Genomic DNA, 19,609 nt, shown 5'->3' on the forward strand with positions numbered 1-19,609 from the left:
GAACACACGGCACGCAAATCCGGCAAATCTGCCGGGAATCTGTGCGCGAGAGGGGACTTGAACACGCGGAGGCAACAATATTGGTGCAGATGTGTGCACGAGTACTTCTATTGTGCGTCGCTAGAGAGTAGCACAGGTTGGGCGATCATGTTGTGTTGTCTCAATTCTATTGATCTGAAACAGTTTTCAGTGCTTCGATAGAAGTAGCTGAGCGGGAGGCTGGGGTCGTGCTCTGTCGGTTGGTTCAGCCTCGTTTTGTTTGGCTGCTTCAAACGTGTTGTGGCGTGGCCGAACTTGTTGGGGGAGACGGGTTGCCACCGGTCGATTCCTTCTTTTTCGTGTAGCAGGATCAGGCATTGGTGTGGGTCGAGGTCGCAAGGGCGTAGGCGAAGGGCGCCGCTGCGGCGGCAGGCGGTTTCGATGTGTAGGAGAGGAGGAGGGTGTCGAGTTCGGGGTCGTTGCCGGTGAGGGCGGTGATGTGGCAGATCTCGGTGAGTTGGGGTGAGGGGATCGCTTGGCGATGTGATGGTGGTCGGGTGGGTATTTCTAGGTGGCGGGCGGGGTTTCGGGTGGGGTGGAGCCACTTGTTGTCTTCGGCGTAGCGGTAGAGGCAGCGTGCGGTGCTGATGAACTGTTCTTGTGCGCTGGTGCCGTTGCGGGCGCGGGGTTTGGCACAGCTGGCGGTCTGTACGGTGTGGGCTCGGTAGTCGAGGTCAGCTTTGGAGATCTGGTCCAATTGATAGTTGTGCCAGGTGGTTTCGAGCCAGTTGAGATGGGTGTTATAGGTGCGCAGTGTTCCTGAGGTGAGCGTTGCCCGCAGTCTCGGGCCTGACCGAAGGTTGGGCACATTCATGTCTGTGCAGGAGGGAAATGTGCGTTATGAACACCGCAGACCGACCCGATGCCGCCGTGGGCCGGGGGCCGTGCGCCGCCATCCCCGCTGAGCAGATGCACTTCGTCCGGCAGGTAGTGGACCGGGTCTCCGATCCCGCGACCTACCTGCGCATTGCCGAGCAGCACGAACTGGACGCCGACCGGGTGATCTCAGATCTCGCGGATACGCGGACCCGTGCCGTGGCACTTCGCGACTTCGGCCGCGCCGCGGAACTGGGCGTGCACTCCTATCCGATTGTGCTACTGCAAATTGACACCGGCACGGTCCGGCTCGGCGGATCTGTCTCCGACGCGGCGCACCTGTCCGCGGTTCTCGATCAGTATCTCTCGGCTGTCACCACCCCTCGCTGACCGAATCACCAATCGCGACAACGAGTTCCGACACCCCAGAAGGGACCCCCTCATGGCAACGCTCGACTACAAGATCATCGATTTCGCCGACAGCTCGCTGAACAAGACCAGTGTGCTGGTGACCGGAGAGTCCGAGGCGCTGGTGGTGGACGCCGCATTCACCCGCGCCGACGGCCACCGCATCGTCGCCGAGGTGCTCGACTCGGGCAAGCGGCTCACCACGGTGCTGATCACCGCCGGTGACCCGGACTTCTACTTCGGCGCCGAGGTCATTGCCGACGCCTTCCCGGAGGCCGTATTCCAGGCACCCGCCGATGTGATCGACCACATCAAGGCGTCCTATGAGGGCAAGTTGCAGGCTTGGGCGCACCTCGGCGCGAACCTGCCCACCCGGCTGGTCGACATCACGCCGCTGACCGTCGCCACCCTCACCGTCGACGGGATCCCGCTCGAGATTCGCCGCGCCAGTGACGCCCTCGGCGACCGTGCTTGGTACGTCTACGACCCGGCAGCCCGCGCCCTGATCGGCGGTGTACTGCTATTCGAGGGCCTGCACGTGTGGACCGCCGACTCCGCGACCACCGCGCAGCGCGAGGAGTGGACCCGCGCCCTCGACGACCTCGCCGCCCTGAACCCGGCCTTCGCCGCCGCCGGACACCGTGCCGCGGGCACTCCCACCGATCTCACGGGCATCCGCCATACCCGCGAATACCTGGCGTTCTTCGAGAAGACCATCGCCGACTCGGAAGATGCCGCCACCGCCGAGAAAGCGCTGCTGGCCGCCTATCCGGACGCCGGTCTGCAAATCGCCGCCAGCTTGGGAACCAAGGTCGCGAAAGGGGAAATGACATGGGGCTGAACCGATTCGACGACGACACCGCGCCCGCGGCAGTGGTCCGCCGCCAGTATCTCGCCTCCGCCGCGGGCGACCTGGCCGCCCTGCGCGAGACCCTCGCACCTGATGTGGAGTGGACCGAGATGGCGGGCTTCCCATTGGCCGGCACCTACCGCACTCCGGACGGTGTCACGTCCAACGTGATGGAGCAACTGGCCAAGGAATGGGACGGCTGGACCGCCCACGACGACACCTACGTCGTCGACGGCGAGAACGTCGTCGTCCTGGCCCGCTACACCGCCACCCACAAGCACACCGGCAAACCACTGAATGTTCGTGTGGCACACCACTTCACGGTGCGCACAGGCCACATCGTCCGCTTCGAACAATTCGTCGACACCGCCCTGGTCCGCGACGCCGCCACCGCATGAGCGCAGAAGCAGCCTCGGCCGCACGAGGCGCTACCGGCTGGACGGGTAGGGCAGAGGGAACCGTGCGCGGCCGGCGACTCATCGGTCGTGGGGCCATGTGACGGCCTTCCGGTTCTAGCGTGGCGAATCGGTCCAGCGTATCGCTCTTGACGGGTCCCGATGATTCGGTCCACCGGGTGTGAGAGCCGGTTATCGGTGGATGCAGGTTGCAGTTGCGATCGCTGGGGCCCTGCCGCCACTCGGACAGATCCGCGCGGCGTTCATTGCTACGGGTCTGTGAGGGGCGGTGCGAAGCGCGACCACGTCACTCATCTCGGGTCTGTGGGTCCCGCCAGGATGGTGACTGCTGCGACGGCGGTGGGGCCGCCGACGTTGTGCGCCAAGCCGATTCGCGCGCCGTCGACTTGGTTGGCTGCGTCTCCGCGCAGCTGTTCGAACAGCTCGACACACTGGGCCACACCCGTGGCGCCGGGCGGGTGCCCCTTGGCCTTCAAACCGCCGCTGGGATTGACCGGTAGCGCGCCGCCGACGCTGGTGACTTCGGCTTCGAGGAGTTTGTGCGCCTCGAAGCGGTCGGCGAAGCCGAGATCCTCGTAGCTGATCAGCTCGACACCGGTGAAGAAGTCGTGCACTTCGGCGACGTCCACATCCGCGGGTGTGAGCCCGGCCATGGTAAATGCCGCCTTGGCGGCGCGGACCGTTGCGGGGAAGGTTGTCATATCCCGTTTGTGCTGGTGCATGACCGAGTCCAGGCCGAGCCCGACCCCACTGACCCACACCGGGCGATCGGTGTAGCGATCCACGACATCCTCGGCGACAAGTACGAGCGCCGCCGCGCCGTCGCTTTGGGGGGCGCAGTCGTAGAGCCCGAAGGGGGTCACCACGGTCGGTGCTGTGAGGGCTTCTTCGATGGTGATCTCGAAACGCAAGCATGCCTTGAGGTTTCGGACACCATGGTGGTGATTCTTCACGGCGACCATCGCCATATGCTCGCGGGTAGCGGGAGACTCGTGCAGATACCGCGCGACGTGCAGGGCATAGCCTGCGGGGGCGACCAGGCCGAGGGGATAGTCCCAAGCCATATCCCGCGTCATCGCCCCCCACTCCCACAGCATGTCCTTCGACGCCGACTCGCGCAGTTTGTCGGCGCCGAGCACGAGCGCGACGTCGACCGCACCAGAGGCGATACCGAAGACCGCGTTGCGCACCGCGTCATGTCCGGTGGCACAACCATTTTCGACGCGGGTAACAGGTATTTCCGCTAGGCCGAGCGTGTCGGCGAGGATGCCGGAGGGGAATCCATCGGTGGTGCCCAATTCGCCGAACCACGCGGCTTCGATATCGGATTTCGGCAATCCCTTGTCGACGCTGGCGGCGCATTCGGCGAATACCATCGGCACCAAATCCTTGATGCCAAGGGCGAAATGCTCGGCGAAGGGCGTCATCCCGGCACCGACGATGGCGACTCTCCTCATGTCGCCCTACCTTTCGGATGTTCCTCTCGTGTCCTACCGGAGTTGCCGCATCTCCTGGGCAGTATGAGCGCTGCACGATTGTGTCTCACGCCGCCACCTCCTGATCTGGTTCGAACGCATAGCCGTAATCCGGCACACCCGTTCGCACGGCCACTCGGCGCAGCACCATGCGGCCACGGTCGCCGATATCGACCGCGCCCGGCTCCGCACCGGTGACCCGAGTACCACGACCATCCGACCCTGGTTGGTCCAGGCCGGCTCATGTACCGGCCCGGCATCTTCAAGTACGGCCCGGCCGGCGCCTTCAACTTCGGTTCACGGCCACCGGGCGCCGAACAGAACCACGGCAATCAGACGATGAAGATCGATGGGACACCCGGACTCGTCAAAGGCACCCTGACCAATGTCGGCCGCTGGGATCTCGGCCCGAGTGACGATCCGGATCGCGGTGTTGCCCTCGGTACCAGGCTGGCGCCCGGCGAGAAGATTCCCGCACACAAGCTCCGCGACTGGTGCTGGTCGCTGGTGACCGACGGTGACCTGACGTTGGGCGAGCGGCGCCTCGCCGTCGACGACATCGTGATCACCGAACCGAACATCGAGGTGCCTGAAGCCGTGGCGGGGCCCAATGGGGTGCAACTCCTCGAACTCTGCCGCACGGCGGCTTCGGAAACGCGGTTGTTCACCTGACGCCCTGATCAACGGTGAATCCCTCGACGACATCTCGTCCGAGGACGCCGTCTGGGCCGCGGGCAAGGTCATCGACGGCATCGAACTCTTGTGCTGGCCCAGGACCGTGCCCATCCCGCACACGGGGTGACCGATGACCTTGTCGGGGACCCCTTCGCTCATGGCCGCACAGGCGTCAGACCGAGAATGCGTCCGAGCCACTCGTCCGCGCGGGCGTTGTACTGCCGGGCGATATCGGTGCCCGCGGCCCAGTGGTCGAATCCGTGCGGCGCGCCGGGCACCACATCCACGGTGACGTCGACGCCGACGGCCTGCAGCCGTTGCGCGTACGCCAGGTTCTCGTCGTGGAACAGGTCGAGGTCCCCGACACCGATCCAGGTGGGCGGCAAGCCGGTCATGTCGTCGCGGCGCGCGGCCACGGAGTAGGCCGGGGCAGTGGCCGCGCCCGGCTCGGCGCCGAGGTAGCTCCGCCAGCCGATGCGATTGCGGTGGTTGTTCCACACCAGATGATCGGGGACATCCGCCTCCCGCCGGGCCGCGGTGCGATCGTCGAGCATCGGTGCGCTGAGCATCTGGGCGGCCGGAGCGCGATGGTCCTCGCCGTGCAGACGCTGGACGAGGCAGGCCGCGAGCCCGGCGCCCGCGCTCTCGCCGGCGACGGCGATGCGCTCGAGGTCGACACCGAGCCGTTCGGCATTGCGCTGCAACCACATCCAGGCGGTGTAGCAGTCATCCAGCGGGACCGGAAAGGGATGGCGGGGCGCGAGGCGATAATCGACGGACACCACGGTGATGCCCAATGTGCGCGCGAGTCCGGCGCACCGGGCGTCGTCCTGGCGCGGATGGCCGAGCACGTACCCGCCGCCGTGGATCCACAGCAGTGCGGCCGGTGTGCCCGCGTGCAGCGGCTGGTACATCCGCAGTTTCGGCCGCACATCGGTAACGTCTTCGATCCGCACGCCTTCGACCGGTGCCGTGCGCATGTGTTTGCCTGCCGCCTGTACGAAGCGCAGGAACAAGCGGCTGCCGATCGGCAATGCCGGAACGTGGCGGACCGGGCGGCGTAATTCAGCGGCGACCAGAGAGATGTCCATCGGAATGCATTCTTTTCTAAGATGTTCGGACCGCCGCCGAATTCAGCGGGGCCCGCCACGGGCGGCGGGTCCACGAAGCGCTGCGGGTAGGACGCGAAGGTCGCCTCCCGGTCGAACAGTCCGCGTCAACCGTGTCCCATGCTAATTTGGTTTGTACCGATCGGCCAACAAAACGAAGGGATCGGGAGAAACAACCCGCCAACCAACTGCATCGTCGGTGGCGGCAGGTGTGCCACCACGAAACCATCTGCGAGTCCTTCAAGGGCTGGGCGGCGCAAATGACCGCGCCGGCGCGCCACTTCATCGCTGACACTGTGATCACCTCCTGGACCGCAGACGAGGCATCGGCCACCAGCGACCTGGTTTTCCTGCTGCGCAGCGAAACCGTGGTGGCGGTCTGCGTGATCGCCGACGACTCGATCGGGTGCACGAGCCTCGAACTCAGTCGCCGGAATCGTCCGACCTCGACGACACCTGCTGGCGAGTTCGTATTCCGCTGCGCCGCGCTTCGGCCATCAGTGCGGTCGCGGGAGCGGTGAGATGGTTGCGGCGGCTGAGGGCGGCGACGTGCAGATACGACTCCGGGACGATGCGGTGCACGTATGCGCCGGCGCGCTGCGCCGACTGTGTCCACGACGCGGGCATCACTGCTCGCCCGATGCCGTTGAGGACCATCGGCAGGATCGACGTGCGATGCGCGACCTCGGCAACGATGGTGACCTGGATGCCGTCGGCGAGCACATCGTCGACGAGCGCCCGCATCAGCGAACCACGCTGCGACACGATCAGCCGGCAGCCGCCGAGGTCCTCTCGGCGAACCGTTGGGCCTTCGGGCACCTCGTCGTGCGGACCCGAAATCAACACCAGTGCTTGGTTTTCCAGCGGGACGACGTCCAGGTCCGGAGCGCGAGTCGGGTCGGCGGATCCGAGCACGCCGATCTCACACGCCCCGCTGCGCACACTGCTGAGAACCTCTTCCGGGGTGAAGCCGGCCTCGATGTTGACCGTCACGTCCGGATGGTTTCGGACGAATGCGGTGAGAATTGTCGTCAGCGGTTCCATCCCAGGTGAGGGCATGGCGATCACGTCGACCCGACCGCCGCGCAGACCCTTCAGCGCGCGCATTACGGCGGCTGCCTCGTCCACATCGCGAAGCACGACCCGCGCCGGCCCGACGAGCGCTTTGCCCGCGTTGCTGAGCACCACGCCGCGCCCGACGCGGTGAAACAGCGGCATCCCGAGTTCGCGTTCGAAGCCGGCGATCGCCTGCGACAGTGACGGTTGGGCGACCATCAACTGCTGTGCGGCCTTGCCGAAACCGCCGTGATCGACCACCGCAAGGAAGAACTTCAGCTGCCTGACGTCCACAAGGGCCCACCCTATCTGCATGGATAGGCTGAACCTATACCCCGGATCGCAAGTAGGTCTTAGACGACGCCGCCGCTGTGACGCGTAATGGATTCGACACGCAATGTGACGCACACAACAGCACGGAGTTCCTCATGGCACAGCAGATATTCACGATCGCCTCCATTCCCGCGGACGGGGTAGGAAAGGAGGTTGTGGCCGCTGGCCGCCGGGTGCTCGATGCGTTGGCCGCGCAGTCGCAGGGCAGGTTCACTTTCGCGTGGACAGAGTTTCCGTGGGGATGCGAGTACTACGAGCAGACCGGGCGGATGATGGCTGACGACGGTCTGCAGATTCTGCAGTCCTTCGACGCGATCTACTTCGGTGCGGTCGGCTGGCAGAACGTACCGGACCACATCAGTCTGTGGGGATTGCGGCTCAACATCACCCAGAACTTCGACCAGTGGGCCAACGTGCGGCCGGTGAAGTTCCTGCCCGGCGTCGTATCTCCCCTTCGCGCCGCCGACGATCACAAGCTGGACTGGGTAGTGGTCCGGGAGAACAGCGAGGGCGAATACGCGGGCCTGGGCGGGCGCAACCTCAGTGGCCGCGGACCGGGAAACGAAGTCGCACTGCAGACCGCGCTGTTCACGGCGAAGGGGTGCGAGCGCATAATCCGCTTCGCATTCGACCTGGCCCGCACCCGCCGGGTCAAGAAGGTCTCCAGCGTGACCAAATCCAATGCCCAGCAGTACGGCATGGTGCTGTGGGACGAGGTTTTCCGGCGCGTCGCGATCGACTACCCGGACGTGCAGACCGAGAGCGTGCTGGTCGACGCGATGAGCGCGAAGTTCGTCCTGCATCCCGAGGACTTGTCGGTGGTCGTCGCGTCGAATCTGAACGCCGACATCCTCTCGGATCTGGGCTCGGCTCTGGCCGGCAGCCTCGGTGTGGCAGCCAGCGCGAATCTCAACCCCGAACGACGTTTCCCCAGCATGTTCGAACCGGTGCACGGCTCGGCCCCGGACATCGCCGGCCAGGGCATCAGCAATCCGATCGGCGCGATTGCCAGTGCCGCGCTGATGCTCGATCATTTCGGCCTGCACGACGAGGCTCGCCGGGTCGAAGCCGCGATCGAAACCGCAACCGGCTGTGGCGTGCTCACCCGTGACATCGGCGGGTTCGCCACCACCGACGACATCACCGATGCCGTAATCGCCGCGCTGACTTCGGCGCTCACCCACGCCTAACCGACATCGCAACGGCCACAAGAGGTTACGTCATCATGGCAACACAGAACTCGGGAGCTGACCGGGCCACGAAGCGGTGGTACAAGCAGCTGTACATCTGGGTACTCGTCGCGATTGTCCTAGGCGTCCTGGTGGGCTGGTTGACGCCGGGCACCGGGGTTGCGATGGAGCCGATCGGCACCACATTCGTGACCGCGATGAAGATGCTCATCGGGCCGATCGTGTTCCTCACGATCGTCGGCGGCATCGCCGGCGTCGCCGATCTGAAGAAGGTCGGTCTGACCGGGATCAAGGCGCTGACCTATTTCCAGGTCGGCACCATTCTCGCGATGATCAGTGGCTTGGTGGCGATCAATGTGTTCCGGCTCGGCGAAGGGGTCGATGCGGACCCGGCCAAGATCGAGGCCAGCACTTCGGCGCAGAAGCTGATCACCGCCGGCGAGAAACAGCATTGGTGGGAGTTCATCACTCATGTCGTGCCCAACAGTGTCGTCGGACCGTTCGTCGAGGGCGATATCCTGCAGATCATCTTCCTGGCGGTCATCTTCGGGGTCGCGCTCAACGCGGTCGGCCAGCTCGGCGGCCCGGTGCTCGACGCGGTCAACCGGCTCACCAAGATCGTCTTCAAGGTCCTGTCCTACATCATGAAACTCGCCCCGTTGGGCGCGTTCGGGGCCATGGCCTTCGCGATCGGCAAGTACGGGGTTTCCACGCTGACCAGTCTCGGCAGCTTGATCCTGTTGTTCTACGCCACATCCGCACTGTTCGTGTTCGTGGTGCTCGGATCGGTGCTGGCGTATCTGCGGATCAATATCTTCAAGCTCCTGCACTACCTGCGCGAAGAGTTGCTGCTGATTCTGGGCACGTCCACCGCCGAACCGGCGCTACCGGGACTGATGCGCAAGCTCGAGCACGCCGGGGTCAGCAAGACCACCGTCGGTCTGGTGGTGCCGACCGGGTACAGCTTCAACCTCGACGGCGCCGCGATCTACCTGTCGCTGGCCTCGATCTATATCGCCCAAGCCACGAACACCGATTTGACCATCGGCCAGCAACTCGGCCTGCTCGCCGTCATGCTGCTGACCTCCAAGGGCGCGGCAGGTGTCGCCGGCGGTGGTTTCATCGCGCTCACGGCGACGCTGAGCACCGTCGGCCACATTCCGGCCATCGGCATCATGCTCGTATTCGGCATCGACAAGTTCATGTCCGAGTGCCGGGCCCTGGTCAACTTCATCGGCAACTCGGTCGCCACCCTGTTCGTGGCGAAATGGAATAACGAACTCGACATCGATCGGGCTCGAAAAGTGTTCGCGGGCCACGATGTTCCGCCGCTCGACGATCCGGCAGACGACGCAGGCACACCACCAGCAGTGAACGCCGAAAGCAACACGATCGCGTCGTCCACCGCACCGATCCGCTCCGACTCGTCGGCCACGCTCGTCGGCCCCGCCGCGCGGTCCTGAACGGACGCGCCCTCCCCAGGAAGGAACACCGATGCGAGTCCTCATCGCGCCCGACAAGTTCAAAGGCAGCCTGTCGGCCACCGAAGTCGCCGACAATCTCGCCCACGGACTTGCGCGGGCGGGTGTGGACAGCGTCACACTGCCACTGGCAGACGGCGGCGACGGAAGCGTCGCTGCCGCGCTCGCCGCCGGGATGCGCCCTCGGACATGCATCGTCGCCGACGCACTCGGCCGTCCGCACAAGGCGACGCTCGCCGTCGACGCGACGACCGCCGTGGTGGAAGTAGCGAACACATGCGGCCTCGCGACACTGACGCACGCTGAGCTCGCCCCGATGACCGCCACCAGCTACGGATTCGGCGAAGCCGTCCGTCACGCGATCAGCAACGGAGCGCGCCGAGTCGTCTTGGCCCTCGGCGGCAGCGCCAGCACCGACGGCGGCGCGGGCATGCTCGCCGCGCTCGGGTACACCTTCCACGACCACAACGGCCGCACCATGACACCAACCGCGGACAATCTGGGTCGCATCGACGTAGTGCGCGCCGCCGACGCGGGCGATCTGCGCGGAATCGAACTGGTCGTCGCCGGCGACGTGACCAGCCCGCTCACCGGCCCCAGCGGCGCGGCCGCCGTCTACGGTCCGCAGAAAGGCGCGACTGTAATCGAGATCGATCGCCTCGAAAGCGGGCTCGACCATCTTGTCACCGCACTGCAGCGGTCCGGCTGGCATAACGCGGCCGCCCACGCGCGCACGCCTGGTGCCGGTGCCGCAGGCGGCTGCGGTTTCGCGGGTCTGCTGCTCGGCGCCCGCATCGTGTCCGGCGCCGACTACTTCCTCGACCTCCTCGACTTCGACCGACACCTGCCCGGCAACGACCTCGTCGTCACCGCCGAAGGCCGACTCGACGAGCAGACGCTCACCGGCAAACTTCCCGCCGTCGTTGCTCGACGCGCCGCACCGATCCCCGCGGTCGCCGTTGTCGGCAGAAACGACCTCACCTGTCCCACAACACTTTTCGCGGACACATACGCTGTCGCCGACCACGCGGGCACCGACACCGCGCACGATCCCCAGCGCACCGCCGCCCAGCTGCGAGACATCGGCGCACTGATCGGGGATCGCGCACGCACCTGCCGACCCAACCAGGCGCTGCACCGTGACGTACGCGACTGATCGTGACTACAGTCCCGGCCGGTATCCGCGCGAGCATGGTCGCAACAGCGTGCGACCGAAAGGGTCTGTACCGCAAGGCCAGACGAGGAGGGCTGGTCACCGGCACCGACGCGATCACGCGATGGCATGCGAACGGCCGATACTCTGCGGCGAGCCGAGTGCCACTTGGGACCTGAGGTCGGGCGAGTGACTCCCATACACGTCAATGAGGTAGATGCAAGGGCCTCGCAGAGAGATGAGCGTGCTGAGGCGCCGGTGCAGCCGCCGGTCGTCGCAGCGGCGCTGACAGTGCTCACCGGCGTACAACACCCACTTGCAGATGGAATGACCCCTGACATCGCGCATCGTTCGAGGCGCCGGCGAAGGTGCGGCTCGAACCGCAACTTTGCTGGGCCGCAAGTGGGTCGTTTCAGCCCTGCGCGACTACTCGCGTCGAAGTGAGACGCAGGAACACGGTTGTCGCGAGGAGCGGGAAAGGTGTCGGGGTCTTGGCCGTAGTGGCGGACGATCCGTTCGAACACGGCGAGTTCGGGATCAGGTTCGATCGTCGCGATCGCGCGGATCTCCAGGGTGCGGTACGGGTTGGCTGGATCGGCGATGAACAGTGTGGCCTTCGGGTGGGCGACGATGTTCTTGTACTTCTGCCGGCTGGTCATCAGTGATGTGGCGATCGTGTCGCCGTCGGTGAGGTACCACAGCGCGGTAACTTGCGGTGTGCCGTCGGCCCCGACGGTGCTCAATGTCGCGACGTGCGGGGTTTCGATCAGGTCGCGATGGGTGTTCGGGATGGACTTCATGGTTTCCTTCCGATGGTGTTTTCCGTGGTCTGGTATGGGGCTGGTTCCGTGGTTGGCGGCGGGGCCTGCGGACCGCGACGGCGGGAACGGGAGTTTCAGGGAACAAACTGCTGGTGGGTGTTTGCCGAATGTGGCGGCGTCGGAGGGCGGGTTTCACGGCGGATGACGGGAGCGATCTCCGTGGCCAGTAGTTCGATGGAGTCGCTGACCATGTGCGCGGGCAAGCCGCCGAAGTCGGCGATCGAATCGTTGTCACGAAGGGCCAGCAGCAGTTCGAGTTTCCCGGCGACAGCGGCGTCGTAGTCGCTCCGGTCGACACCGAACAGGTTCAAGGCTTCGGCGAAAGCGCTTCGGCCAGCAACGCAGCGCCGCAGGGTCAGTTGCTGATGGCGGGCATTGTCCGGTGATAGCGGGTATCGGTGAGTTGGGAGACGAGGAACGCGGCGATATCGGCGCGGCTGGCCGCCGAGCCGATGCGGTCGTGACCGAGGAATCCCGAGCGGACGCGGCCGGTGGCGGGTTTGTCCTTCGGCGCGGTGATGCGGGCGATGGTGTAGTCCAGGTCGGAGCCGGTGACTGCGGTGGTCATGTTCTGCAGCTCGGTCAGTGCGTTGGGAAACGCCAGCCTGGCCATCACGGGCAGGACCTTGTGCTTCCAATGTGGTTTGTCGCGCGAGTCGGGCAGCGAGGGCGTCGCCAGCCCGATGAACCGTGCCACCCCTACCGCCTGCATGGCAGCAACGATCGTCTTTGTGCCCTCGGTGAGCGGGCTACCGGTATCGGAGCGTTTCAGGGAGGGGCCGAGGGCGCTGATGACAGCGTCGACACCGGTGACGGCCTCGGTCACCGCAGTAGAGTCAGTGAGCTCGGCGGCAATCACTGTCAGCTTCGGATGGGTAAGCCCGAGTTTGGCGGGGTTTCGGACCAAGGCGGTGACCTCGTGCCCAGCGTCGAGCAGTTGGGTACTGACCAGACGGCCGATACCACCGGACGCGCCGAATACGGTGACCTTCATGCCGGGAAATCTCCTCGAGTTGTGCGATTAGGGGTTCTCAGAAGCTGTAGGGGCCGAAGCGTCCCCACGCGACGAACACCGCCGCCGCCAGCAATACGAGGTTGAACACGATCGCCGACGGTTCTTTGCGGCGAGCGTGGACCACCACGGCCAGGGCCATGATCACAGCCAGACCGACCGCCGCGGTCGGTGTCAGTACCGGCGCGATGCCGGTGACCGCGGGCAGGATCAGCCCAAGCGCACCGAGCAACTCGGACACCCCGATCACGCGCAGCGTGCCGACGGAGACGTCCTCGACCCACCACAACTTCTCTGCGAGCTTGTCCTTGGGCTGGGTGGCCTTCATCACCCCGGCCATACCGAACATGGCGGCCAGTGCCCCGGCCACGATCCACAACGCAACGTTCAAAACGAACTCCTCGATAAGGCGACAACCGCCGCCAGGCGAGGGGCTATCGCAGTTCAGGGGCCGAACCAGAGGAAGTGGAACGGGGTGCCCGGTTCTGTCGGGTAGTGTAACAGCAAAAGTGGGTAGGGTGTTCCACTTGGGTAGGATGGGAGCCATGAGCAACCCTCTCCCACCCGGACCGACCACCGACGACCAGCAAGGATCGGAGCTCCGTGTGGATGCCGAACGCAACCGCGCGCGCATCGTGGCCGCCGCACGCCGGTTGTTCGCCCGCGAAGGCCTGGGGGTGTCGATGGCCTCGGTAGCCAGGGAAGCCGGGGTGGGCAAGGCGACGCTGTCGCGGCGATTCGCCACCCGTGAGGAGTTGATCTCAGCGGTGTTCGCCGACCGCATGGACGCCTACGTCACCGCCGTGACGACCGCGCTGGAGAACCCCGACCCGTGGCACGGGTTCGTCGGCTACGTCCAGGCGGTCTGTGCGATGCAGGCCGCCGACCGCGGCTTCGCCGACGTGCTCACCATGACCTTTCCCGCCGCCAAGCCCCTTGAAGCCCGCCGCACGCAGGCATATAACGGCTTTCTCGAACTGATCACCCATGCCAAGGCCAGCGGTCACCTGAGTCCGGACTTCACTGATGAGGACATGGTCGTGCTGCTGATGGCCAACGCCGGAGTCATCGCCGCCACCGGCGAAGCCGCCCCCGACACCTGGCAGCGCCTGGTCGGGTACATGCTGCGCGCATTCGCCACACCCGGCACCGAACTCCCCGCACTACCCCCACCACCGCAACCACGAGCCCTCTACCGCGCCATGGTCCGCCTCACGCGCCCTGCCCCGCGCTGAGGGCGTCGCGTCACACCCTGAGCCTGCACATCGATGGGATAGCGCCACATAGTCTTTTGGGTAGGCTCGCTTCGGAATTGCGCCTCTTAACCAGGACGTGGTTCCGACAGCGACCTTGCGCTCGCTGGCCTTGATCTGGCCGATTCCGCCCTATTCTATTGCCGGAGTATCGATGGTTGCTGAGGTGGGCGCGACGGTTCCCTGACCGTCGTTGGGCGGTGGAAAACGCTTGGGCTTGGCCGATTTGGCACAGTGGCTGATACGAACCGCTCTTTGTGGCTGGTTCCGCTGCGTCCACTTGAGGAAGTACACTTAGTGTAAGTATGGTTCCTCAAACTCGGAGGTGGTCTCGCTGATCGAAAAGCCGGCCGACATGTTCGACCGCGATCGGGAGTGGCGTGCCCTCACGGGATTTGTGACAAGCGGTCAGCCACATGCGACCTTGGGTGTGGTTTCTGGTCGCCGTAGGCAGGGGAAGACGTTTTTGCTGGAGGCGGTCTGCGAAGCGACCGGGGGCTTCTATTTTGCCGCGGATCAGGCCACCGAGGCGGAATCGCTGCGGTACTTCGCGGCGGCGGTTGCCGAGTTCAGTGGGTCACGGTTGCCCATCCGATTCGATGATTGGCGGCAGGCAATCGATGCGTTGCTGGCCGTGACCGAGGATCGGGAGGTGCCGGTCGTGATCGACGAGTTCCCGTATTTGGCAAAGGCCACTCCGGAGCTCCCGTCGATCATCCAGTCGGCGTTGGCGCCGCGCAGAGCGGCACGGCTCCGATCGCGGGGTCGGTTGTTGCTGTGCGGGTCTGCGATGTCGTTCATGGGGTCACTGCTGTCCGGTGGTGCGCCGCTGCGCGGCCGGGCCGGACTGGAATTGATAGTCCCTACGCTGGATTACCGGCTCGCTGCGGAGTTCTGGGGGATAAGCGATCCTAAGTTGGCGATCCAGGTGCACGCGATCGTCGGCGGAACACCGGCCTATCGACGCGAATTCGTCGAAGGCGATACTCCGGCTGATATCGAGGACTTCGACAATTGGGTGCTGCGGACAGTCCTCAATCCGTCGAGCCCGCTGTTCCGCGAGGCGCGGTACCTCCTCAGTGAAGAACCGGGACTGCGCGACCCTGGCCTCTATCACTCGGTCCTGGCCGCCGTCGCGCACGGGAACGCGACCAGCGGCGGGATCGCTTCCTATGTGGGACGCAAAGCCAGCGATATCACACATCCGCTCACAGTTCTCGAAGACTGCGGGCTGTTGCGTCGCGAGCACGACGCGTTCCGAGGCAACCGCATGATCTACCGCATCAACGAACCACTCGTTGCGTTCTATCAGGCGATCCTGCGACCCGACTGGACCGAGTGGGAACGTGGCCGCCGTCCGGCACGGTTGTGGGAGCGCCGCCGGCATCGCTTCGAAAGCAATGTGCTGGGGCCACATTTCGAAGAGATCTGCCGAAACTGGGTTGCCGACTACGCGCCGGAGGACCTGTTCGGCGGCCATGTCACCAGAGTCGCCAGCGGTATGGTCAGTGATCCCGCTCAGAAGACCACCCATGAGATCGACATCGCGGTATTCGGCGAGCTTTCCGACGGCCGCGAGGTGCTGCTATCCATTGGCGAAGCCAAATGGAACGACGTGATGGGGCTGGGTCACCGAGACCGACTCGGCCGCATCCGTGACTTGCTCTCGGCCAGGTTCGACACCAGCCACACCCGGCTGGCTTGCTACAGCGGCGCTGGTTTCATGCCGGCACTGACCGAGACGGCCGAAGCGGACGGTGTGGTGCTGGTCGGCTCGGATGCCCTCTACAGCAGCTGATACGAGCGCAGCCGCAGCCTCTTCGGCGCCGAGGAGTATGTGATCGCACCACCCGCCGCTTCGAGCACCCTCTGCATTGCTTAGGCCGGCGCATGCGCGGCCGTAGTTGGCGATGTCGAGCGGCACTCGCGAAACAACCGGAGCGAATCCGCGCCAACCGCGCCCGGTCTGCTGGGTGTTCGAACACGTATTTGCGTCAGATTTGACGCAAATACGTGCTCGAGTGGTGCGCGAGAGGGGACTTGAACCCCTCAGTGCGGCAGATTTGCCTGAACCATGTGTTCGATGACATCTAATATAGGTAATTGCTGTGGTGGTTTCAATGTTGGCGGTGGCGTGTTTCTGCCGTAATCGGCTGCGGCTGAGCGTCTTTCATACCGGCCGCGGTGATAAATGACTTCTGGCTGTTGATCGTGTTACGGCTTCGGTGAGACCTTCCGGACTGTTTGTCAATGGATTGCGCCTCGCGGTGATGGCAGGGCCGAGCTGTGGAGTCGGGAGGAAGTGATCGGGTACCGCCAGGGATTTAGGCGACTTCGTCTTCGATCAGTCCGTATGGTGGCTGGTCTGCTCTTCGCGAGTAGCGGACGACGATGTCGTTGGCTGCCGAAGCGCTCGGTCGCCGATTACAGGATGTTCGAAGCCAGCCCAGCAACTGGGCGTCCACGGTTGCAGGTCCGCGACAGAGACACTGCTTAGACCTCTGCCGACGTCGGTCTCGAGGGCTACAGCGAAGAGTGGTCTCGGCTCTACTCGTTCGGCGGCCGCGCAAAGCTGGAATACCTCGACGTGTGCGCTGATCGGTCAGGGCGAAAATGTCTGGCTGAGGTTGACGATCTTGCGCGCACGGGCAAGTCGGGGCATGTCACTGCCGTCTTCGACTCCAGAACCATCGGGACCCAGTCGCTCCAATACTTCTCGCGCCCAGGCGATCTCGTCGCGAGACGGAGCGAGACACTGGTTGACGACAGCTACCTGGTCGACATGCATGCAGAGCTTTCCGGTCATGCCCATTTGGACTGTCGATCGTGCGGCCTCGGCGAGGGCGTCCTCGGCACGGTCCAGCGTCGGTCCGTCGATCGGTCCCGGTAATCCCGCAATACGACTCGCAATGGTCAGCCTGCTGCGGGGGTAAGCCAACGCGATGGCGAGGTCGGCAACGCCGGTGTCGCGGCGGTAGTCACCGCTGCCGAATGCCAGCCGGAAGGTGCTCGCGGCTCCGGCGATATCAATGGCTGCCTCGACTCCACGAGCGGACTCGAGCAAGGCGATGATCTTCGTGCCCGCTGCCAACTGAGCAGCAGTCGCTTCGACCTGCGCTGGATTCTCGGTTTTTGCCAGCACCACTCCGTCAATCCCGGGTAGAGACGCCAGCAGTCTCACGTCGTCCTGCCAGTAGGCGCTGGTCACATCGTTGATGCGTACCCAGGTCCGCATACCGGCTCCGACCCAGCGCGCGACCGCGTCGCGTGCCGCCGGTTTCGCTGCGGGCACGACAGCGTCCTCGAGATCGAGCACTACTGCGTCGGCTTGCGAGGCGGCGGCCTCGGCAAACAACTCCGGTTTACTCGCGGGTACGAGAAGCCATGACCTGGCGTTAGCCGGTGGCGGACGCCACCGCATTTTGCCGGGGGACGGGACGTTGGTTACATCAATCGTCACGATGCGCCTTTCGCTGCGCTGATGGACTGCCGGGCACGGGGAAGGAGGGTTCACAATTTTTGCGGCTGGGACATGATGCTGAGGCCGGGCGCTCGAGATGACGCCCGGCCTTTGCGCACACGACTGGTACACACCCCGCGAGGACGCGAAGCGGGTTTAGATCATGTCAACGAGGATTTGATATTCCGACGTACATGGTCTCGAGGTATTCCTCGATTCCCTCGCGCCCGCCTTCTCGCCCCAACCCGGACTGCTTGACTCCGCCGAACGGAGCCGCGGGGTTGGAGATGACACCAGCGTTGATGCCCAGCATTCCGGTCTCCAATTGCTCGGTGAGCCGGAGCACGCGCGAAAGATCCTTCGTATAGGCGTATGCCGCGAGTCCATAGGGGGTAGCGTTCGCCAAAGCGATAGCTTGTTTCTCTGTGCGGAACGTGGCGATCGGCGCGACCGGCCCGAAGATTTCTTCACTCAGGATGCGCGCCCCTGCGGGTACGTTCGTTAGCACGGTCGGCGGGTAGAACCAGCCCGGCCCGGGGAGGGGTACTCCACCCGCAATCGCGGTCGCGCCTGAACCGAGCGCTTCCTCGACGAGCCCGTGCACCTTCGAGCGGCTGGGTTCGTCGATGAGCGGCCCGATTTCGACGCCGTCCTCGGTTCCCCGACCGATGTGCTTCGCGGCGAACCGGTCGGCGAGTTTCGTAGCGAAAGCGTCAGCGACGTCCTCGTGAACGTAGAACCGGTTGGCAGCAGTGCACGCTTGACCAATGTTTCGAAGTTTCGCCGCGAGAGCACCCTCGATCGCGGCATCGAGGTCAGCGTCTTCGAAGACCAGGAACGGCGCGTTTCCGCCGAGCTCCATCGAGGTACGGAGAACGGTGGGGGCGGCCTGCGCAAGCAGCTTCCGACCAACTTCGGTCGAGCCGGTGAATGAGAGCTTCCGCAAACGCGGGTCGGCGATCAACGGGGCAACAGTGGATGCGGCTGTTGATGTTGGGATGACATTGACCACCCCGGCTGGGACACCCGCCTCGATCATGATCTTGGCAAGTAGGAGTGTGGTCAGTGGTGTAAGGGGCGCCGGCTTGATGATGGAGGTGCACCCGGCGGCGATGGCTGGTGCGAGCTTCCGAGTGGCCATGGCCAGCGGGAAGTTCCACGGAGTGATCAACAAGCTTGGCCCGACAGGCTTCTTCGTGACGAGGAGACGGGCGTTGCCGTCAGGAGCGGGCGTGTATCGGCCCTCGGTGCGAACGGCTTCTTCGCTGAACCAACGGAGGAATTCCGCCCCATAGTTGACTTCTGCACGGGCTTCAGCCAGCGTTTTGCCCATTTCCAGGGTTATCAATAGGGCAAAGTCCTCCGCGCTCGCATGTACGAGTTCGAACGCACGACGCAGGATATCGGCCCGATCACGAGGTGCGGTCGCAGCCCATGACGCTTGTGTGCTGGCCGCCGCGTCCATTGCCGCGCGGGCGTCGACCGCCGACGCATCGGCGACTGTCGTCAATTCAGCGCCTGTGGCGGGGTCGTCGACGGCGAATTTCAGACCGGTAGCGCTGTCCTGCCAAACGCCATTGACCAGAAGTTGGGTGGGGATTGATGCGAGCAGTCGTTGCTCGGTGGATATGGTCACGATTGGTCTGCTTCCTCGAACAGGATGATCTGGCGGATAGCGGATCCGTCCGCAAGGTGGTCCATCGCTGAGTTGATGTCAGTGAGTGAGATCGTGGATGAGATCAATTCCCCCACAGGGAGTCGCCCTTCTCGCCACATCTGCGCGAACTGCGGAATGTCACGGGAAGGTACGGCGGATCCGAGATAGCTTCCGACGATCACACGCGCCTCGGCGGTAAGATCTAGCGGGTTGATCGTGGCGCTGTCGCTGGGAGAGGGGAGCCCGACGGTCACGGTCGTCCCGCCGATGCCGGTCACCGCGACTGCTGTTTCGAACGCGCGGTGCAGGCTCTCCGAACGCCTGCGCGGCGGCGTGCCGGCCCAGTCGGCGACGGCGGCTCGCGTGGCGGCGTCGACCGCGCCGGTGGCCTCGGCGGGGCCGCCG

At 64.8% G+C, this 19,609-nt stretch carries 18 protein-coding genes and 3 pseudogenes; 9 read left to right on the forward strand and 12 right to left on the reverse strand.

Annotated features, from left to right (window positions below; translation table 11 throughout):
- Window positions 1-349 precede the first annotated feature (349 nt).
- Window positions 350-847, reverse strand: a complete 498-nt coding sequence (locus AB0J47_RS17780) for a hypothetical protein (RefSeq protein ID WP_364346634.1) — start codon at window positions 845-847, stop codon at window positions 350-352.
- A 32-nt stretch (window positions 848-879) separates the two neighbouring features.
- On the opposite strand from AB0J47_RS17780, the gene AB0J47_RS17785 reads away from it, so the two are divergent.
- From AB0J47_RS17785 to AB0J47_RS17795, 3 genes are read left to right on the forward strand one after another with little or no spacing between them, the layout of a single operon-like run.
- The gene (locus tag AB0J47_RS17785) at window positions 880-1,245 is read left to right on the forward strand and encodes a hypothetical protein (protein ID WP_364346636.1); all 366 of its coding nucleotides are present in this window, start codon (window positions 880-882) and stop codon (window positions 1,243-1,245) included.
- A 52-nt stretch (window positions 1,246-1,297) separates the two neighbouring features.
- The gene (locus AB0J47_RS17790) at window positions 1,298-2,104 is read left to right on the forward strand and encodes an MBL fold metallo-hydrolase (protein ID WP_364346638.1); all 807 of its coding nucleotides are present in this window, start codon (window positions 1,298-1,300) and stop codon (window positions 2,102-2,104) included.
- The gene (locus tag AB0J47_RS17795) at window positions 2,095-2,511 is read left to right on the forward strand and encodes a nuclear transport factor 2 family protein (RefSeq protein WP_364346640.1); all 417 of its coding nucleotides are present in this window, start codon (window positions 2,095-2,097) and stop codon (window positions 2,509-2,511) included. The genes AB0J47_RS17790 and AB0J47_RS17795 overlap by 10 nt, the downstream gene beginning before the upstream one ends.
- Window positions 2,512-2,819: 308 nt before the next feature.
- Here the strand turns inward: AB0J47_RS17795 and AB0J47_RS17800 are convergent, their stop codons facing one another.
- Together AB0J47_RS17800 and AB0J47_RS17805 are read right to left on the reverse strand one after the other, a co-directional pair.
- Complete coding sequence (locus tag AB0J47_RS17800) at window positions 2,820-3,986, reverse strand: beta-ketoacyl synthase N-terminal-like domain-containing protein (RefSeq protein WP_364346642.1); 1,167 nt, start codon at window positions 3,984-3,986, stop codon at window positions 2,820-2,822.
- An 85-nt stretch (window positions 3,987-4,071) separates the two neighbouring features.
- Window positions 4,072-4,203: pseudogene (locus AB0J47_RS17805) on the reverse strand (DNA-binding protein); the annotation flags it as partial.
- Window positions 4,204-4,247: 44 nt separating this feature from the next.
- On the opposite strand from AB0J47_RS17805, the gene AB0J47_RS17810 reads away from it, so the two are divergent.
- Window positions 4,248-4,676: a hypothetical protein gene (locus tag AB0J47_RS17810; protein ID WP_364346644.1), complete on the forward strand. Its 429-nt coding sequence runs from the start codon at window positions 4,248-4,250 to the stop codon at window positions 4,674-4,676.
- A gap of 158 nt (window positions 4,677-4,834) precedes the next feature.
- Here the strand turns inward: AB0J47_RS17810 and AB0J47_RS17815 are convergent, their stop codons facing one another.
- On the reverse strand, window positions 4,835-5,770 hold the full coding sequence (locus AB0J47_RS17815; RefSeq protein ID WP_364346646.1) for an alpha/beta hydrolase: 936 nt from the start codon (window positions 5,768-5,770) through the stop codon (window positions 4,835-4,837).
- A 441-nt stretch (window positions 5,771-6,211) separates the two neighbouring features.
- Window positions 6,212-7,138, reverse strand: a complete 927-nt coding sequence (locus tag AB0J47_RS17820; protein WP_364346648.1) for a LysR family transcriptional regulator — start codon at window positions 7,136-7,138, stop codon at window positions 6,212-6,214.
- 134 nt (window positions 7,139-7,272) lie between these two features.
- Here AB0J47_RS17820 and AB0J47_RS17825 point away from each other — a divergent pair, with 134 nt between their 5' ends.
- Genes AB0J47_RS17825 through AB0J47_RS17835 form a run of 3 tightly spaced genes read left to right on the forward strand, consistent with a single transcriptional unit; the run spans window position 7,273 to window position 11,004 of the window.
- Window positions 7,273-8,367 carry a tartrate dehydrogenase gene (locus tag AB0J47_RS17825; protein WP_364346650.1) on the forward strand — a complete coding sequence of 365 codons (1,095 nt, stop codon included), beginning with the start codon at window positions 7,273-7,275 and terminating at the stop codon, window positions 8,365-8,367.
- 35 nt (window positions 8,368-8,402) lie between these two features.
- The gene (gene dctA / locus AB0J47_RS17830) at window positions 8,403-9,830 is read left to right on the forward strand and encodes a C4-dicarboxylate transporter DctA (protein ID WP_364346652.1); all 1,428 of its coding nucleotides are present in this window, start codon (window positions 8,403-8,405) and stop codon (window positions 9,828-9,830) included.
- Between the two features lie 31 nt (window positions 9,831-9,861).
- On the forward strand, window positions 9,862-11,004 hold the full coding sequence (locus tag AB0J47_RS17835) for a glycerate kinase (protein ID WP_364346654.1): 1,143 nt from the start codon (window positions 9,862-9,864) through the stop codon (window positions 11,002-11,004).
- A 515-nt stretch (window positions 11,005-11,519) separates the two neighbouring features.
- Here AB0J47_RS17835 and AB0J47_RS17840 read toward each other — a convergent pair.
- The 4 genes and pseudogenes from AB0J47_RS17840 to AB0J47_RS17855 form a co-directional block, all read right to left on the reverse strand.
- Window positions 11,520-11,801, reverse strand: a pseudogene (locus AB0J47_RS17840) (PPOX class F420-dependent oxidoreductase); the annotation flags it as partial.
- A gap of 95 nt (window positions 11,802-11,896) precedes the next feature.
- Window positions 11,897-12,133: a hypothetical protein gene (locus tag AB0J47_RS17845; protein WP_364346656.1), complete on the reverse strand. Its 237-nt coding sequence runs from the start codon at window positions 12,131-12,133 to the stop codon at window positions 11,897-11,899.
- A gap of 44 nt (window positions 12,134-12,177) precedes the next feature.
- A complete protein-coding gene (locus tag AB0J47_RS17850) occupies window positions 12,178-12,816 on the reverse strand; it encodes an NAD(P)H-binding protein (protein ID WP_364346658.1) in 639 nt (212 codons plus the stop codon).
- Between the two features lie 37 nt (window positions 12,817-12,853).
- On the reverse strand, window positions 12,854-13,225 hold the full coding sequence (locus AB0J47_RS17855; protein ID WP_364346660.1) for a DoxX family protein: 372 nt from the start codon (window positions 13,223-13,225) through the stop codon (window positions 12,854-12,856).
- Between the two features lie 154 nt (window positions 13,226-13,379).
- Here AB0J47_RS17855 and AB0J47_RS17860 point away from each other — a divergent pair, with 154 nt between their 5' ends.
- Both AB0J47_RS17860 and AB0J47_RS17865 read left to right on the forward strand, forming a co-directional pair.
- Window positions 13,380-14,069, forward strand: coding sequence for a TetR/AcrR family transcriptional regulator (locus tag AB0J47_RS17860; protein ID WP_364346662.1), 690 nt, complete (start codon window positions 13,380-13,382; stop codon window positions 14,067-14,069).
- A 484-nt stretch (window positions 14,070-14,553) separates the two neighbouring features.
- A complete protein-coding gene (locus AB0J47_RS17865) occupies window positions 14,554-15,885 on the forward strand; it encodes an ATP-binding protein (protein ID WP_364346664.1) in 1,332 nt (443 codons plus the stop codon).
- Between the two features lie 804 nt (window positions 15,886-16,689).
- Here AB0J47_RS17865 and AB0J47_RS17870 read toward each other — a convergent pair.
- From AB0J47_RS17870 to AB0J47_RS17880, 3 genes and pseudogenes are all read right to left on the reverse strand, one after another.
- Window positions 16,690-17,508 (reverse strand): CoA ester lyase, encoded by an 819-nt coding sequence (locus AB0J47_RS17870; protein WP_364346962.1) that lies wholly within the window; start codon window positions 17,506-17,508, stop codon window positions 16,690-16,692.
- Between the two features lie 205 nt (window positions 17,509-17,713).
- On the reverse strand, window positions 17,714-19,183 hold the full coding sequence (locus tag AB0J47_RS17875) for an NAD-dependent succinate-semialdehyde dehydrogenase (RefSeq protein WP_364346666.1): 1,470 nt from the start codon (window positions 19,181-19,183) through the stop codon (window positions 17,714-17,716).
- Window positions 19,180-19,506 (reverse strand): annotated as a pseudogene (locus AB0J47_RS17880) (alcohol dehydrogenase); the annotation flags it as partial. The gene AB0J47_RS17875 and the pseudogene AB0J47_RS17880, both read right to left, overlap by 4 nt.
- Window positions 19,507-19,609: the final 103 nt, after the last annotated feature.

The sequence above is a fragment of the Nocardia sp. NPDC049737 genome (genome assembly GCF_040674755.1).
GTDB lineage: Bacteria > Actinomycetota > Actinomycetes > Mycobacteriales > Mycobacteriaceae > Nocardia.

Coding starts and splice junctions, on each gene's coding strand:
- AB0J47_RS17785 (WP_364346636.1), top strand. CDS start 880: ATGAACACCGCAGACCGACCCGATGCCGCCGTGGGCCGGGGGCCGTGC.
- AB0J47_RS17790 (WP_364346638.1), top strand. CDS start 1,298: ATGGCAACGCTCGACTACAAGATCATCGATTTCGCCGACAGCTCGCTG.
- AB0J47_RS17795 (WP_364346640.1), top strand. CDS start 2,095: ATGGGGCTGAACCGATTCGACGACGACACCGCGCCCGCGGCAGTGGTC.
- AB0J47_RS17800 (WP_364346642.1), bottom strand. CDS start 3,986: ATGAGGAGAGTCGCCATCGTCGGTGCCGGGATGACGCCCTTCGCCGAG.
- AB0J47_RS17810 (WP_364346644.1), top strand. CDS start 4,248: ATGTACCGGCCCGGCATCTTCAAGTACGGCCCGGCCGGCGCCTTCAAC.
- AB0J47_RS17815 (WP_364346646.1), bottom strand. CDS start 5,770: ATGGACATCTCTCTGGTCGCCGCTGAATTACGCCGCCCGGTCCGCCAC.
- AB0J47_RS17825 (WP_364346650.1), top strand. CDS start 7,273: ATGGCACAGCAGATATTCACGATCGCCTCCATTCCCGCGGACGGGGTA.
- dctA (WP_364346652.1), top strand. CDS start 8,403: ATGGCAACACAGAACTCGGGAGCTGACCGGGCCACGAAGCGGTGGTAC.
- AB0J47_RS17835 (WP_364346654.1), top strand. CDS start 9,862: ATGCGAGTCCTCATCGCGCCCGACAAGTTCAAAGGCAGCCTGTCGGCC.
- AB0J47_RS17850 (WP_364346658.1), bottom strand. CDS start 12,816: ATGAAGGTCACCGTATTCGGCGCGTCCGGTGGTATCGGCCGTCTGGTC.
- AB0J47_RS17860 (WP_364346662.1), top strand. CDS start 13,380: ATGAGCAACCCTCTCCCACCCGGACCGACCACCGACGACCAGCAAGGA.
- AB0J47_RS17870 (WP_364346962.1), bottom strand. CDS start 17,508: ATGCGGTGGCGTCCGCCACCGGCTAACGCCAGGTCATGGCTTCTCGTA.